16 protein-coding genes are annotated in these 15306 nt (G+C 58.9%); 13 read left to right on the top strand and 3 right to left on the bottom strand.

From position 1 onward, the window contains the following. Window positions 1–78 precede the first annotated feature (78 nt). Window positions 79–1803 carry an ABC transporter ATP-binding protein/permease gene (locus tag ACP7C6_RS22835; RefSeq protein ID WP_028618830.1) on the top strand — a complete coding sequence of 575 codons (1725 nt, stop codon included), beginning with the start codon at window positions 79–81 and terminating at the stop codon, window positions 1801–1803. Between the two features lie 104 nt (window positions 1804–1907). On the opposite strand, the gene ACP7C6_RS22840 is transcribed toward ACP7C6_RS22835, so the two are convergent. Then, window positions 1908–2345 (bottom strand): YhcB family protein, encoded by a 438-nt coding sequence (locus ACP7C6_RS22840; protein WP_003171734.1) that lies wholly within the window; start codon window positions 2343–2345, stop codon window positions 1908–1910. 147 nt (window positions 2346–2492) lie between these two features. Here ACP7C6_RS22840 and ACP7C6_RS22845 point away from each other — a divergent pair, with 147 nt between their 5' ends. The 3 genes from ACP7C6_RS22845 (at window position 2493) to zapE (ending at window position 5676) form a co-directional block, all read left to right on the top strand. Continuing rightward, complete coding sequence (locus tag ACP7C6_RS22845) at window positions 2493–3122, top strand: alpha/beta hydrolase (protein ID WP_122554843.1); 630 nt, start codon at window positions 2493–2495, stop codon at window positions 3120–3122. 24 nt (window positions 3123–3146) lie between these two features. Beyond that, the gene (locus tag ACP7C6_RS22850) at window positions 3147–4502 is read left to right on the top strand and encodes a tryptophan--tRNA ligase (RefSeq protein WP_028618832.1); all 1356 of its coding nucleotides are present in this window, start codon (window positions 3147–3149) and stop codon (window positions 4500–4502) included. Window positions 4503–4581: 79 nt separating this feature from the next. Continuing rightward, the gene (gene zapE / locus ACP7C6_RS22855) at window positions 4582–5676 is read left to right on the top strand and encodes a cell division protein ZapE (protein WP_016976236.1); all 1095 of its coding nucleotides are present in this window, start codon (window positions 4582–4584) and stop codon (window positions 5674–5676) included. Window positions 5677–5744: 68 nt separating this feature from the next. On the opposite strand, the gene ACP7C6_RS22860 is transcribed toward zapE, so the two are convergent. After that, window positions 5745–6665 carry a GlxA family transcriptional regulator gene (locus ACP7C6_RS22860; RefSeq protein WP_174890977.1) on the bottom strand — a complete coding sequence of 307 codons (921 nt, stop codon included), beginning with the start codon at window positions 6663–6665 and terminating at the stop codon, window positions 5745–5747. A gap of 220 nt (window positions 6666–6885) precedes the next feature. Between ACP7C6_RS22860 and ACP7C6_RS22865 the strand changes: the two genes are divergently transcribed. Next, window positions 6886–8022 (top strand): acyl-CoA dehydrogenase family protein, encoded by a 1137-nt coding sequence (locus ACP7C6_RS22865; protein ID WP_068932276.1) that lies wholly within the window; start codon window positions 6886–6888, stop codon window positions 8020–8022. A gap of 123 nt (window positions 8023–8145) precedes the next feature. Here the strand turns inward: ACP7C6_RS22865 and ACP7C6_RS22870 are convergent, their stop codons facing one another. Next, on the bottom strand, window positions 8146–9186 hold the full coding sequence (locus ACP7C6_RS22870; RefSeq protein WP_305383537.1) for an NADP(H)-dependent aldo-keto reductase: 1041 nt from the start codon (window positions 9184–9186) through the stop codon (window positions 8146–8148). A 248-nt stretch (window positions 9187–9434) separates the two neighbouring features. Between ACP7C6_RS22870 and rplM the strand changes: the two genes are divergently transcribed. From rplM to ACP7C6_RS22910, 8 genes are all read left to right on the top strand, one after another. Continuing rightward, window positions 9435–9863, top strand: a complete 429-nt coding sequence (gene rplM / locus ACP7C6_RS22875) for a 50S ribosomal protein L13 (protein WP_003188508.1) — start codon at window positions 9435–9437, stop codon at window positions 9861–9863. 14 nt (window positions 9864–9877) lie between these two features. Continuing rightward, on the top strand, window positions 9878–10270 hold the full coding sequence (gene rpsI / locus ACP7C6_RS22880) for a 30S ribosomal protein S9 (protein ID WP_002555064.1): 393 nt from the start codon (window positions 9878–9880) through the stop codon (window positions 10268–10270). A 266-nt stretch (window positions 10271–10536) separates the two neighbouring features. Beyond that, the gene (gene petA, locus ACP7C6_RS22885) at window positions 10537–11130 is read left to right on the top strand and encodes a ubiquinol-cytochrome c reductase iron-sulfur subunit (RefSeq protein ID WP_016976232.1); all 594 of its coding nucleotides are present in this window, start codon (window positions 10537–10539) and stop codon (window positions 11128–11130) included. Continuing rightward, on the top strand, window positions 11130–12341 hold the full coding sequence (locus ACP7C6_RS22890) for a cytochrome b (protein WP_003171746.1): 1212 nt from the start codon (window positions 11130–11132) through the stop codon (window positions 12339–12341). The genes petA and ACP7C6_RS22890 overlap by 1 nt, the downstream gene beginning before the upstream one ends. Further along, window positions 12341–13120 carry a cytochrome c1 gene (locus tag ACP7C6_RS22895; protein ID WP_010213166.1) on the top strand — a complete coding sequence of 260 codons (780 nt, stop codon included), beginning with the start codon at window positions 12341–12343 and terminating at the stop codon, window positions 13118–13120. The genes ACP7C6_RS22890 and ACP7C6_RS22895 overlap by 1 nt, the downstream gene beginning before the upstream one ends. Before the next feature lie 149 nt (window positions 13121–13269). Beyond that, complete coding sequence (locus ACP7C6_RS22900; protein ID WP_016971566.1) at window positions 13270–13887, top strand: glutathione S-transferase N-terminal domain-containing protein; 618 nt, start codon at window positions 13270–13272, stop codon at window positions 13885–13887. A 17-nt stretch (window positions 13888–13904) separates the two neighbouring features. Then, window positions 13905–14324 (top strand): ClpXP protease specificity-enhancing factor, encoded by a 420-nt coding sequence (locus ACP7C6_RS22905; RefSeq protein ID WP_016976231.1) that lies wholly within the window; start codon window positions 13905–13907, stop codon window positions 14322–14324. 158 nt (window positions 14325–14482) lie between these two features. Continuing rightward, window positions 14483–15232, top strand: a complete 750-nt coding sequence (locus ACP7C6_RS22910) for a FadR/GntR family transcriptional regulator (RefSeq protein ID WP_016976230.1) — start codon at window positions 14483–14485, stop codon at window positions 15230–15232. Window positions 15233–15306 lie beyond the last annotated feature (74 nt).

The following is a 15306-nucleotide window of genomic DNA, read 5'->3' on the forward strand; positions in this document are numbered from 1 at the left end:
TCAGGCCGCACGGAGCCTCGAACCGATCAACTATGATCGGTTCGAACGCCTGTCACATTTTCTTACAGAGCCTGAACGATGAATCAGAACGCTGAGTATTCCGCGGTCAACGACGCGGTGCGTGGGCAATTTTTACGGCGGGTGTGGGGGTTGATCACGCCTTACTGGCGCAGCGAAGAAAAGGCTAAGGCCTGGCTGCTGCTGTTGGTAGTGCTGGGGTTGTCGCTGTTCAGTGTCGCCGTGTCGGTGTGGTTCAACAGCTGGAACCGTGATTTCTACAACGCGCTGGAAAACAAAGACTACGACGCCTTTACCCATCTGCTGATGTACTTCAGCGTGATTGCGGTGGTGTCGATCGTGACCGGCGTGTTCACCTCCTACCTGCAACAGATGCTCACCATCCGCTGGCGCCGCTGGCTGACGGAAACCTATTTCGCCCAGTGGCTGGGCCACAAGAATTACTACCACCTGGAATACGGTGGTTACACCGACAACCCCGACCAGCGTATCTCCGAAGACCTCAATGCCTTTACCAGCAGCACCCTCACGTTGGGCTTGGGCTTTATCGCCAACCTGGTGAGCCTGGTGTCGTTCTCGGTGATCCTGTGGGGCGTGTCTGGCAGCATCGAAATCTGGGGCATTACCATTCCCGGCTACATGTTCTGGGCGGCGCTGATCTACGCGGTGATTGGCAGTTGGTTGACCCACTTGATCGGTCGAAAACTGATCGGCTTGAGCAATCGCCAACAACGCTTTGAGGCTGACTTGCGTTTCAGCCTGGTGCGTGTGCGGGAGAATGCGGAAAGCATCGCGCTGTTCAATGGCGAGCCCAACGAACATCAGCAATTGAGCGCACGGTTCGGACGGGTGTGGAGCAACTTCTGGAACATCATGCAGCTCAAGAAGCGCCTGAATTTTTTTACTAGCGGTTACTCCCAGATTGCGATCATCTTTCCCTTTGTGGTCGCGGCGCCACGTTACTTTTCCGGCAAGATCGAATTGGGCGTGCTCATGCAGGTGGCCCAGGCGTTTGGCAGTGTGCAGGGCAGCCTGAGCTGGTTTGTCGACGCCTATACGCTGTTGGCCAGTTGGCGCGCTACGTGTGATCGTCTGCTGAGTTTCGGCCAGGCTATGCAGGACAACGAAAGCCGCACCATGGGCATTGGTTTGCAGCATCAGGGCGACGATTTGCAGGTCAAGGACCTGAGCCTGGACCTGGCGGACGGTCGGCATTTGTTGCAAGGCGCCGACCTGACGGTGGCGGAAGGCGAGCGTCTGATGCTCAGTGGGCGTTCCGGCAGTGGTAAGTCGACCTTGCTACGCGCCATGGGCAACCTGTGGCCCAACGGCCACGGCAATATCCGCCTGCCGGCCGAACGTTATCTGTTCCTGCCGCAAAAACCTTACCTGCCGATTGGCACGCTAAAGGCGGTATTGAGTTATCCACAGGCCGACAGCGTTTACCCGGCCGAACGTTATGCACAGGTCCTGGAAACCTGCCGCCTGCCGCATCTGGTGGGCCGGCTGGAGGAGGCCAATCACTGGCAACGCATGCTCTCGCCGGGCGAACAGCAACGCCTGGCCTTTGCCCGCGCGTTGCTGTTCGCGCCGCAATGGCTGTACATGGACGAAGCCACGTCGGCCATGGATGAAGAGGATGAAGCGACGCTGTATCAGGCGCTGATCGATCAGTTGCCGGGGCTGAGCATCGTCAGCGTCGGCCATCGCAGCAGCCTCAAGCGCTTCCATGGGCGGCATGTGCGGATCGAGGGTGGGATGTTGCAAGAACAGCCGCTGGCCTGACGCGGTCCCTGTAGGAGCCGGCTGCGGTGTATGAGGGATCGTGACCCAACAAAAAGCCCGGCTGATCATCGATCAGCCGGGCTTTTTAGTGTTTGAAGAGTGAGTTACTTCTTCAAACCGTAATGCTCATCCAGCATGCCGGGGGCGTTCGGCGTCTTTGGCGCGTAGTCCCGTGGTGGCTCCTGGTTTTCCCGGGGTGGGGTCAGGCGTTCCCGTGGGGTTTGCGGTGCATCGGAATGCAACGCGGCCAGCAGGCGCTGGCGGGTGATGTCGTCGAGGGCCAGGCGGTTGGCGCCATCGGCGAGGTGATCCTGTACTTCCTGGTAGCTCTGGGTGAGCTTCTTGACCAGGGTCGCGGTGCTGTTGAAGTGGGTAACAACCTCGTTCTGATAACTGTCAAAACGTTCCTGAATGTCGTCCAACTGACGCTGCGTGCGGTTAGGCGCGGCATTCGGCAGCAAGCGAGCAACCAGGAAACCAATGGCGACACCGGCAACCAGGGCAAGAGTCGGCAACAACCAAACTAAGAGCGAGTGTTCCACGAGTCCTTCCTCTATAAACGGCTTTGCTTTACGTTAACGGCTCAAACCTGCGCTGTATACCGCGATTAAGCTCGCAATGATGCCAAGCACAGACTTTTAGCTAGACGAGTCGACCCTTTGTGAGGTCACGGAGTTCATTCCTTGCTCATGCGTGAAACCCCCGTTTTGATCGATGGCCCGGTAGGCCAACTGGAAGCCCTGTACCTGGATCACCCCGAGCCACGTGGCCTGGCGCTGATCTGCCACCCGAACCCGGTGCAGGGTGGGACCATGCTCAATAAAGTGGTATCGACCCTGCAACGCACCGCCCGCGATGCCGGTTTGATTACCTTGCGTTTCAATTACCGTGGTGTTGGCGCGAGTGCCGGCACCCACGACATGAGCACCGGTGAAGTGGATGACGCCGAAGCGGCCGCCACCTGGCTGCGGGAAAAACACCCGGACTTGCCGATCACCTTGCTCGGCTTTTCCTTCGGTGGTTACGTCGCTGCCAGTCTCGGCGGTCGCTTGGAAGCCAAGGGTGAAAAATTGTCACATTTGTTCATGGTTGCCGCAGCGGTGATGCGTCTGCGCGATACCGATGCGCTGCCACTGGGTTGCCCACTGACCCTGATCCAACCGGAAACCGACGAAGTGGTCGACCCACAGACCGTCTACGACTGGTCTGCAGCCCTGAAACGCCCCCATGAGCTGCTGAAAGTGGCAGAATGCGGACACTTTTTTCACGGCAAGCTCACCGATCTGAAGGATCTGGTGCTGCCGCGACTTTCGAATTGATAGCAGTCTGATAAGCGATTACCCATGACGACTCGTACCCGTATCCTCACCGGCATCACCACCACCGGCACGCCGCACCTGGGCAACTACGCCGGTGCGATCCGCCCGGCGATCCTCGCCAGCCAGGACGCCAATGCCGACTCCTTCTATTTCCTGGCCGACTACCACGCCCTGATCAAGTGCGATGACCCGCAGCGCATCCAGCGCTCGCGCATGGAAATCGCCGCGACCTGGCTGGCCGGTGGCCTGGATGTGAACCGGGTGACCTTCTACCGCCAGTCCGACATCCCGGAAATCCCCGAGCTGACCTGGCTGCTCACCTGCGTTGCCGCCAAGGGCCTGCTCAACCGCGCCCATGCGTACAAGGCCTCGGTGGACAAGAACGTGGAAGCCGGCGAAGACCCGGATGCGGGCATCAGCATGGGCCTGTACAGCTACCCGGTGCTGATGGCGGCGGACATCCTGATGTTCAACGCACACAAGGTGCCGGTCGGTCGCGACCAGATCCAGCACGTGGAAATGGCCCGCGACATCGGCCAACGCTTCAACCACCTGTTCGGCAACGGTAAAGAATTCTTCACCATGCCCGAGGCGTTGATCGAAGAAAGCGTCGCTACCTTGCCGGGCCTGGATGGCCGCAAGATGTCGAAAAGCTACGACAACACCATCCCGTTGTTCACCAGCGCCAAGGACATGAAGGACGCGATTTCGCGCATCGTCACCGACTCCCGCGCGCCGGGCGAAGCCAAGGACCCGGACAATTCACACCTGTTCACCCTGTACCAGGCGTTTGCCAGCAAGGCCCAGGAAGAAGAGTTCCGCGCCGAGCTGCTGCAAGGGCTGGGCTGGGGCGAGGCGAAAAACCGTCTGTTCCAACTGCTGGATGGCCAATTGGGCGAGGCCCGCGAGCGTTACCATCAACTGATGTCGCGCCCATCGGACATGGAAGACCTGCTGCTGATCGGCGCCAAGAAAGCGCGTGCGGTGGCCGCGCCGTTCCTGGCTGAACTGCGTGAGGCGGTGGGCCTGCGTTCGTTCGTCAATCAAGCCGCAGCGCCAGTCGCGACCAAGAAGAAAGCCGCAAAAGCCGCGCGCTTCGTGAGCTTCCGCGAGGACGACGGCAGCTTCCGCTTCCGCCTGCTGGCGGCCGATGGTGAGCAACTGTTGTTGTCGCGCAATTTTGCCGACGGCAAGGCGGCGGGTGCGGTAACCAAGCAACTGCAAAACGGCGACGCCCTGGACGTACGCACCGAAGCCTTGGGCTTCAGCGTTTGGCTGGACGGTGCCGTGGTAGCCGACAGCGCCGAGTTCGTTGACGCCGCTTCCCGCGACGCGGCCATCGAAGCCTTGCGCGTTGCGTTGACCCCCCTCGAGGATTAACCCGACCAAGGGTTGATTGCCATTATCCGGGGCCGTCGTTACAGTGACGGCCCGTTTTTGTTGCCTTGCTAACGAAATTATGACGCCCCTAGAACGATATCAAGCTGATCTGAAACGCCCTGAATTCTTCCATGACGCGGCCCAGGAAAATGCGGTGCGTCATTTGCAGCGCCTGTACGACGACCTGCTCGCGGCCTCGCAAAGCAAGCCAGGGATGTTCAGCAAGCTGTTTGGCAAGAAAGACCACACCCCGGTCAAAGGCCTGTACTTCTGGGGCGGTGTAGGGCGCGGCAAAACTTATTTGGTCGACACCTTCTTCGAAGCGCTGCCGTTCAAGGAAAAGGTGCGGACGCACTTTCACCGCTTCATGAAGCGCGTGCACGAAGAGATGAAGACCCTGCCGGGCGAGAAAAACCCGCTGACCATCATCGCCAAGCGTTTCTCCGAAGAGGCGCGGGTGATCTGCTTCGATGAATTCTTCGTCTCCGACATCACCGACGCCATGATCCTCGGCACCCTGATGGAAGAGCTGTTCAAGAACGGCGTGACCCTGGTCGCCACCTCGAACATCGTGCCCGACGGCTTGTACAAGGACGGCCTGCAACGCGCGCGCTTCCTGCCGGCCATCGCGCTGATCAAGCAGAACACCGAAATCGTCAACGTCGACAGTGGCGTCGACTACCGCCTGCGCCATCTGGAGCAAGCGGAGCTGTTCCACTTCCCGCTGAACGAAGCGGCCCACGAAAGCCTGAAAAAGAGCTTCCGCGCCCTCACGCCGGAATGTACCCAGGCGGTGGAAAACGACAAGCTGATGATCGAGAATCGCGAAATCATCGCGTTGCGTACTTGCGATGACGTGGCCTGGTTCGAATTCCGCCAACTGTGCGACGGCCCGCGTAGCCAGAACGACTACATCGAGCTGGGCAAGATCTTTCACGCGGTGATCTTGAGCGGTGTGGAGCAGATGAGCGTCACCACCGACGACATCGCGCGCCGCTTCATCAACATGGTCGACGAGTTCTACGACCGTAACGTGAAGCTGATCATCTCGGCGGAAGTCGAGTTGAAGGACCTGTACACCGGCGGGCGCCTGAACTTCGAGTTCCAGCGCACCTTGAGCCGGTTGCTGGAAATGCAGTCCCACGAATTCCTGTCGCGTGGGCACAAGCCGTAAGAACGATGTAGATCAAATGTGGGAGCGAGCAAGCCCGCTCCCACATTTTTTACCGCGTTCAACCTTATCTATGCGGCCTGCTGAAACTGCTGGCGATACTGGTTCGGTGACAACTCCGTGTGCTGCCGGAACAGCCGCGCAAAGAAACTCGCATCGTCGTAACCCACCTCATAACTGATGGTCTTGATGCTCTTGCGGCTGCCCGAGAGCAGGCCCTTTGCCGTCTCGATGCGCAGCCGTTGCAGGTAATGTAGCGGCTTGTCACCGGTAGCGGTCTGGAAGCGGCGCATGAAGTTGCGGATGCTCATGCCGTGTTCCCGGGCCACGTCTTCGAAGCGGAATTTGTCGGCGAAGTGTTCTTCGAGCCAGTGCTGGATCTGCAGGATGATCACATCCTGGTGCAGCTTCTGCCCGCCAAACCCGATGCGTCCCGGTGAATAGCTGCGCTGCACTTCATAGAGGATATCGCGGGCCACGGCCTGGGCGATGTTGGCGCCGCAGAAACGTTCGATCAGGTAGATATAGAGGTCGCACGCCGAGGTGGTGCCGCCGGCGCAATACAGGTTGTCGGCGTCGGTGAGGTGCTTGTCCTGGTTGAGTTGGACCTTGGGGAAGCGTTCGCTGAAGGCGTTGAAGAAGCGCCAGTAGGTGGTCGCTTCCTTGCCGTCGAGCAGGCCGGCTTCGGCCAGCCAGAACACCCCGGTGGCTTCGCCGCACAATACGGCGCCGCGTGCGTGTTGCTCACGCAACCAAGGCAGCACTTGTGGGTAGCGAGTGCACAAGGCGTCGAAGTCATCCCAGAAGGCCGGTAGCACGATGATGTCGGCGTCTTCCAGGCCGCCGTCCACCGGCATGATTACATCACTGAAGCTGCGTACCGATTGCCCGTCGGGGCTGACCAGGCGCGATTCGAACGCGGGAGTCAGGCCCAATCCTTGTTGCTTGCCGTAACGCAGGCTGGCGAGGTGGAAGAAATCCTTGGCTTGCATGAGGGTTGAAGCGAATACCCGATCAATGGCCAAAATGCTGACGCGCCGCAACGGCGTGGAGATTTGGTTAGACATAATTTCATTTATTCTTATAGGGGAAAGTGGTCACCAGACGGCTGGATCGTCTTATTTTTTGTCGCATGTGTCCAGTGTCCCGTGCTGCCTTCGGGGCATAGTCTCTGTGGGCTCGTCCTTGTCCGACAATCCACGCAGGTGACCCATGATTCCCAGAACCTTGTTCAGTCCGGAACACGAACTCTTCCGCGAGAGCGTGCGCACCTTCCTCGAAAAAGACGCCGCGCCGTTCCATGGGCAGTGGGAGAAACAGGGCTACATCGACCGCAGCTTATGGAGCAAGGCGGGGGAGGCGGGGATGCTGTGTTCCCACCTGCCAGAAGAATATGGCGGGCTGGGCGCGGACTTTTTGTACAGCGCGGTGGTGATCGAGGAGATCAGCCGGCTGGGGCTGACCGGCATCGGTTTTTCCCTGCATTCGGATATTGTTGCGCCATATATCCTGCATTACGGCAGTGAGGCGTTGAAACACAAATACCTGCCCAAGCTGATCTCCGGTGAAATGGTCACGGCCATTGCCATGACCGAGCCGGGCGCTGGTTCCGACCTGCAAGGGGTGAAAACCACGGCAGTGCTGGACGGCGATGACTACGTGATCAATGGCTCCAAAACCTTCATCACGAACGGCTATCTGGCCGAGCTGGTGATCGTGGTGGCCAAGACCGATCCCAAGGCGGGCGCCAAAGGCACCAGCCTGTTCCTCGTGGAGGCCGACACGCCGGGCTTCGACAAGGGCAAGCGCTTGGAAAAGGTGGGCATGAAGGCCCAAGACACCTCGGAGCTGTTCTTCCAGGATGTGCGGGTGCCCAAGGAAAACCTGCTGGGCCAGGCGGGCATGGGCTTCGCTTACCTGATGCAGGAGTTGCCGCAGGAGCGGCTGACGGTTGCGATTGGTGCCTTGTCGTCAGCCGAGGCGGCGCTGGAGTGGACCCTGACCTACACCCGCGAGCGCAAGGCGTTCGGCAAGGCGATCGCGGACTTCCAAAACACCCGGTTCAAGCTGGCGGAGATGGCCACCGAGATTCAGATCGGCCGCGTATTCGTCGACAAATGCATGGCGCTGCATCTGGAAGGCAAGCTGGATGTGCCCACGGCGGCGATGGCCAAGTACTGGGCCACGGACCTGCAATGCAAGGTGCTCGATGAGTGCGTGCAGTTGCACGGCGGCTACGGCTTTATGTGGGAATACCCGATTGCACGGGCGTGGGCGGATGCACGGGTGCAGCGCATTTATGCGGGGACCAACGAGATCATGAAGGAAATTATTGCTAGGGCGCTGTAATCTGCGGTGCTGCTGATGGCCGCTTTCGCGAGCAAGCCCGCTCCCACAGTTGACCGCATTCTCATGCTGGAACTCGGTCAACCGTGGGAGCGGGCTAGCCCGCGAAAGCGGCTTGAAGATCAATCAAGGCGCTGGGTTCGGATGATCCTTTTGAATCGCCTCAATCCCGTCCAGCACCTCTTTCGACAATTTCAGCTCGGCACTGGCAATGTTGCTATCCAGTTGCTCCAGCGACGTCGCACCAATGATATTGCTGGTCACAAACGGCTGCTGCGTCACAAACGCCAATGCCATCTGCGCCGGGTCCAGGCCGTGCTCCCGTGCCAACGCCACATAACGGCTGCATGCCGCTTCCGACTGCGGGTTGAAGTAACGGCTGAAGCGGCTGTATTCGGTCAGCCGTGCCTTGGCCGGACGCGCACCGTTTTCATACTTGCCGCTGAGCATGCCGAACGCCAGTGGCGAATACGCCAGCAAACCGCACTGTTCACGGATCGCGACTTCCGCCAGGCCCACTTCAAAGCTGCGGTTGAGCAGGTTGTAGGGGTTCTGGATCGACACCGCGCGGGTCCAGCCACGGGTTTCAGCCAGGGCCAGGAATTTCATGGTGCCCCACGGCGTTTCGTTGGACAGGCCGATGTGGCGGATCTTGCCGGCCTTCACTTGTTCGTCCAGCGCTTCGAGGGTTTCTTCCAGCGGGGTGAGGTCGTCTTCGTCCTTGTGCTTGTAGCTCAGTTGGCCGAAGAAGTTGGTGCTGCGTTCCGGCCAGTGCAGTTGGTAGAGGTCGATCCAGTCGGTCTGCAGACGTTTGAGGCTGGCATCCAGGGCGTCGACGATGTGCTTGCGGTTGTGGCGCAGGTGGCCATCGCGGATGTAGTCGATGGTGTTGCCGGGGCCGGCGATCTTGCTGGCCAGGATCCAGTCGGCACGGTCGCCACGGCTTTTGAAGTAATTGCCGATGTAGCGCTCGGTGGTGGCATAGGTGTCGGCCTTGGGCGGCACCGGGTACATTTCGGCCGTGTCGAGGAAGTTGATCCCCGCACCCTTGGCCCGCTCGATCTGCGCGAAGGCCTCTGCCTCGCTGTTCTGCTCGCCCCAGGTCATGGTGCCCAAGGCTATCGCGCTCACGTTCAGATCCGTACGGCCCAGCTGTCGATAATCCATCGGGTACTCCTTCAGGGAAAACAATCATAAAAGCAGGTTGAATTTTTTTTCGCAATCTGCATAATTGCCCACCTCTTTCTGCAGTGGAAGTGATGCGCCGCCTGCCGAAGAATCTTGCCGTTGAACGGACGCGCCGACCCGAGCCCCCGATAGCGTCTGTATCCGGCTGCCTTTGACTTGTCAAAGTACGCACTATTCAGTAAGATCCGCCGTCTAATTTACAGGGCGGCCCCTGAGGCTATTAAAGAATGACAACTTTTACTGCAAAACCGGAAACAGTTCAGCGCGACTGGTTTGTCGTCGACGCCGCTGGTCAGACCCTGGGTCGTCTGGCCACTGAAGTCGCCAGCCGTCTGCGTGGCAAGCACAAGCCTGAGTACACCCCTCACGTTGATACCGGTGACTACATTGTCATCATCAACGCTGAGCAGGTTCGTGTAACCGGCAACAAAGCAAGCGACAAAATGTACTACCGTCACTCCGGTTTCCCAGGCGGTATCAAGTCTTCCAACTTCGAAGGCCTGATTGCCAAGAAGCCTGAAGCCCCGATCGAAATCGCGGTCAAAGGCATGCTGCCTAAGGGCCCACTGGGTCGCGATATGTTTCGCAAGCTGAAAGTCTATGCGGGCGCTGTACACCCTCATGCTGCTCAGCAGCCCCAAGAACTGAAGTTTTAACGGAATAGTTCATTATGTCGGCGACTCAAAATTACGGCACTGGCCGTCGCAAAACCGCAACCGCTCGCGTTTTCCTGCGTCCGGGTACTGGTAACATCTCGATCAACAACCGCTCCCTGGACAACTTCTTCGGCCGCGAAACTGCCCGCATGGTAGTTCGTCAGCCGCTGGAACTGACCGAGACCGTTGAAAAGTTCGACATCTACGTCACCGTTATCGGTGGCGGTGTAAGTGGTCAAGCTGGCGCAATCCGCCACGGTATCACTCGCGCTCTGATGCAGTACGACGAAACCCTGCGTGGCGCTCTGCGCAAAGCTGGCTTCGTGACTCGCGATGCCCGTGAAGTTGAACGTAAGAAAGTCGGTCTGCGTAAAGCGCGTAAGCGTCCGCAGTACTCGAAGCGTTAATTCGCTTTACGTTCCACAAAAACGCCCAGCCTCCTCACGGAGCTGGGCGTTTTTTATTGCCTGCGATTTATGCATAAAAATCGCCGTGACAACTTGCCACATCCGTAGACCCCCTATACTACAAGGCCTGGAGGCTGAGCCCCCGGCAATTCCCTTGTCAGACGTGGGGCTTTTCATTACCATTCGGCAAAATTTTTATAAGTAAAGATTCAACACTTAGTAGACGCCTGATTTAACAGGCCAAAAAGCTGATGGGAGAGGACTGAATGAGCAATGACGGCGTGAATGCAGGCCGGCGTCGCTTCTTGGTAGCAGCCACATCCGTGGTGGGTGCTGCAGGAGCGGTGGGGGCTGCGGTCCCGTTCGTGGGGTCATGGTTTCCCAGTGCCAAGGCGAAAGCCGCAGGTGCACCGGTGAAGGTGAATATCAGCAAGATCGAGCCAGGGCAGCAGATGATTGCTGAATGGCGCGGCCAGCCGGTCTTCATTGTTCGTCGTACTGAGGAAATCCTGGGGAATCTCAAAAAGATTGAAGGCCAGTTGTCTGACCCCAAATCCGAGAAGTCCGACCAACCCGCCTACGCCAAGAACGAAGTGCGTTCGATCAAGCCGGAGATCCTGCTGCTGGTCGGTCTCTGTACTCACCTGGGGTGCTCGCCTACGTTCCGCCCGGAAGTGGCCCCTGTCGATCTGGGCAAGGATTGGGTCGGCGGTTATTTCTGTCCGTGCCACGGCTCGCACTACGACCTTGCTGGTCGCGTCTACAAGTCCCAGCCCGCTCCCCTGAACCTGCCGGTTCCTCCGCACACCTACGAAACTGACGACCTCATTGTCATTGGCCTCGATAAGGAGAACGCGTGATGAGCAAGTTCATGGATTGGGTGGATGCGCGCTTCCCCGCCACTAAAATGTGGGAAGACCATCTCAGCAAATATTACGCGCCGAAAAACTTCAACTTCTTCTACTTCTTCGGCTCCCTGGCGCTGCTGGTGCTGGTCAACCAGATCGTCACCGGCGTTTGGTTGACGATGAGCTACACCCCGTCGGCGGAAGAGGCGTTTGCCTCCGTCGAGTACATCATGCGGGACGTAGAGTACGGCTCGATCCTGCGCCTGTTGCACTCTACCGGCGCCTCGGCGTTCTTTATCGTCGTCTACCTGCACATGTTCCGGGGCCTGCTCTACGGCTCCTACCAGAAGCCTCGTGAGCTGGTGTGGGTGTTCGGCATGCTGATCTACCTGGCGCTGATGGCCGAAGCCTTCATGGGTTACCTGCTGCCGTGGGGCCAGATGTCGTACTGGGGCGCCCAGGTGATCATCTCGCTGTTCGGTGCGATTCCGGTGATCGGCAACGACCTGACGCAGTGGATCCGTGGTGACTACCTGATCTCGGGCATCACCCTGAACCGCTTCTTCGCCCTGCACGTGGTGGCCTTGCCGATCGTGATCCTGGGCCTGGTGGTACTGCACATCCTGGCGCTGCACGAAGTGGGTTCCAACAACCCGGATGGCGTGGACATCAAGAAGCACAAGGACGAAAACGGCATCCCGCTGGATGGCATTCCGTTCCACCCTTACTACACCGTGAAAGACATTGTCGGCGTGGTGGTGTTCCTCTTCGTGTTCTGCTCGATCGTGTTCTTTTTCCCGGAGATGGGCGGGTATTTCCTGGAGAAGCCTAACTTCGAACAGGCCAACGCCTTCAAGACACCTGAGCACATTGCCCCAGTCTGGTACTTCACGCCGTTCTACGCGATCTTGCGGGCGATCCCGGACAAGCTCATGGGCGTGATCGCCATGGGCGCGGCCATCGCGGTGCTGTTCGTGCTGCCTTGGCTCGACCGAAGCCCGGTCAAGTCCATGCGCTACAAGGGCTGGCTGAGCAAGATCTGGCTGTGGGTGTTCTGCATTGCGTTCGTGATCCTGGGTGTGCTGGGCGTACTGGCGCCGACCCCTGAGCGTACGTTGCTGTCGCAGGTCTGCACCTTCCTGTACTTCGCCTACTTCATTCTGATGCCGTTCTACACCCGGCTCGAGAAGACCAAACCGGTTCCGGAAAGGGTGACTGGCTGATGAAAAAGTTATTCGTTGCATTGATGCTTGCGGCCTTGCCGCTACTGTCCTTCGCTGCCGAGCACGGCGGACCGGAACTGGAAAAAGTCGATATCGACGTATCGGACAAGGCTGCCATGCAAGACGGCGCACGCACGTTCGCCAACTACTGCATGGGCTGTCACAGCGCCAAGTTCCAGCGTTACGAGCGGGTTGCCGATGACCTCGGCATCCCCCATGAAATGATGCTCGAGAAGCTGGTGTTCACCGGCGCCAAGATCGGCGACCACATGACCATCGGCATGAAGCCTGCGGACGCCAAGACCTGGTTCGGCGCAGCACCGCCTGACTTGACCCTGGTGGCTCGTGTACGCGGCACCGACTGGCTCTATGGCTACCTGAAATCCTTCTACGAAGACCCGGCACGTCCGTATGGCGTGAACAACCGTGTGTTCCCGAACGTCGGCATGCCTAACGTTCTGGTCGGCCTGCAAGGCAAGCAAGTGGTAGGATGCAAGCAGATCCAGGTCGTTGAAGACGGCAAGAAGCAATACGATCCGTTGACCGGCACGCCTTTGACTCATGAAGCGTGCGATCAACTGAAGATAGAAACCCCAGGTTCGTTGACAGACGAGCAGTTCGACGAGAAGGTCAAGAACCTTGTGACCTTCCTGGCCTACTCGGCCAACCCGGTCAAACTGGAGCATCAGCGCATCGGCACCTATGTGTTGCTGTACCTGGCCTTCTTCTTCGTATTCGCCTATCTGCTCAAACGCGAATACTGGAAGGATGTGCATTGATCCAACCGTAAGCAATTGCTGTTAATCTTGCGCGCCCAGCGGCATCTCTGAATACGTAGCGACCTGGTTGAACCGGTTGTTACAGAGATGCTCTCTGGGCGCGCTCGTTTTTGAGCTTTCGATAATTTCAACAAGCGAGGAGGACCGCCATGGGCGTGACCAATCGGTTGGCCTGTTACTCCGACCCCGCCGACCACTATTCCCACCGAGTACGCATCGTGCTCGCAGAGAAGGGTGTCAGCGCCGAGATCATCAGTGTGGAGGCGGGCCGTCAGCCGCCAAAACTGATCGAAGTGAACCCTTACGGCAGCTTGCCCACCCTGGTCGATCGTGACTTGGCGTTGTGGGAGTCAACCGTGGTGATGGAATACCTGGATGAGCGTTACCCGCATCCGCCTTTGCTGCCGGTGTACCCGGTGGCGCGTGCCAACAGCCGCCTGCTGATCCATCGGATCCAGCGTGACTGGTGCGGGCTGGTGGATGTGATTCTGGATTCGCGTACAAAAGAAGCGGTTCGGGTGCAGGCGCGTAAGGAATTGCGCGAGAGCCTGACCGGCGTTTCGCCATTGTTCGCCGATAAGCCTTTTTTCCTCAGTGAGGAACAAAGTTTGGTGGATTGCTGCCTATTACCGATACTCTGGCGCTTGCCGATTCTCGGTATTGAACTGCCGCGGCCTGCCAAGCCGCTGCTTGATTACATGGAGCGCCAGTTTGCGCGTGAGGCTTTCCAGGCAAGTCTGTCTGGTGTCGAACGCGATATGCGCTAAGGCTTAAGGAGCCGCTGATGAACTCCAGTCGACCCTACTTGGTCCGCGCGCTCTATGAGTGGATTGTGGACAACGATTGCACCCCGCACATGCTGGTCAATTCCGAGTTTCCTGCGGTTCAGGTACCGGAGGGTTTTGCCAGTGATGGGCAAATTGTGTTGAACGTATCGCCGAGTGCCGTGCGCCACCTGCACATGGACAACGAAGCCGTGAGCTTCGAAGGGCGTTTTGGCGGCGTGCCGCATACGCTGTTCGTGCCGATTGGCGCCATCCTCGGCATCTATGCCCGGGAGAACGGCCAAGGCATGGTGTTCGATCTGGAGTCGCCTTTCGAGGGTGACGAATCGATCGAAAACGAAGACGGCGATGACCAGCCGCCACCGGATTCCGAGCCACCGCGCCCTAGCGGTCGGCCGAGTCTTAAAGTGGTGAAGTAATGAGCTTCCCCTCTGGGGCGAGCTGAAAAAATACCTCGACGTGTGTCGGGGTATTTTTTTGCGCGAAGGATAGGGATGAAAGTCGCGCCTGGACGGTGATCGTACAACCACCATGGGCTATGATGCGTGCTCAAGCTCACCGAGAAAGATGATCCATCATGGAAAACGCCAACACCGCCCCTCGTCTTCCCCGCAAGCGCCGCAGCCTTGCCCAGGAATTGGTCACGGTGTTGTCCGAGCAGATCCGCGACGGCCAGCTCAAGCGAGGCGACAAGTTGCCCACCGAGTCGGCGATCATGGACGCCCACGGGGTGAGCCGAACCGTAGTGCGAGAAGCGATCTCGCGCTTGCAGGCGGCGGGGCAGGTGGAAACCCGCCATGGCATCGGCACCTTTGTGCTGGACACGCCAAGCCCGAGCGGTTTCCGTATCGACCCGGCCACCGTGGTGACCCTGCGTGATGTGCTGGCGATTCTGGAGTTGCGGATCAGCCTGGAAGTTGAGTCCGCAGGTCTGGCCGCGTTGCGCCGCAGCGACGAGCAACTGGCCGCCATGCGTGCGGCGCTCGATGCCCTGAATGAAAGCGCAGCTCACGCCGGTGACGCGGTGGCCTCCGACTTTGCATTCCACCTGGAAATTGCCCTGTCCACCGGCAACCGCTACTTCACTGACATCATGACCCACCTGGGCACCAGCATCATTCCACGCACCCGCCTGAATTCGGCGCGCCTGGCCCATGATGACCAGCAGCACTATATGGGGCGCTTGAGTCGTGAGCATGAAGAGATTTATGAAGCGATTGCGCGTCAGGATTCGGATGCGGCGCGGGCGGCCATGAGGTTGCATTTGACCAATAGCCGCGAGCGGCTGCGCCATGCCCATGAAGAGGCAGAAGCGCAGCGCGGTTGAAGGCTGCACCGACCCTGTAGGAGCCCGGCTTGCCGGCGATAGCGTCCAAAAGATCGTCATCGCCGGCAAGCCGG

The sequence above is a fragment of the Pseudomonas sp. TWR1-1-4 genome, from assembly GCF_049897165.1.
In the GTDB taxonomy this organism is placed as follows: domain Bacteria; phylum Pseudomonadota; class Gammaproteobacteria; order Pseudomonadales; family Pseudomonadaceae; genus Aquipseudomonas; species Aquipseudomonas canadensis.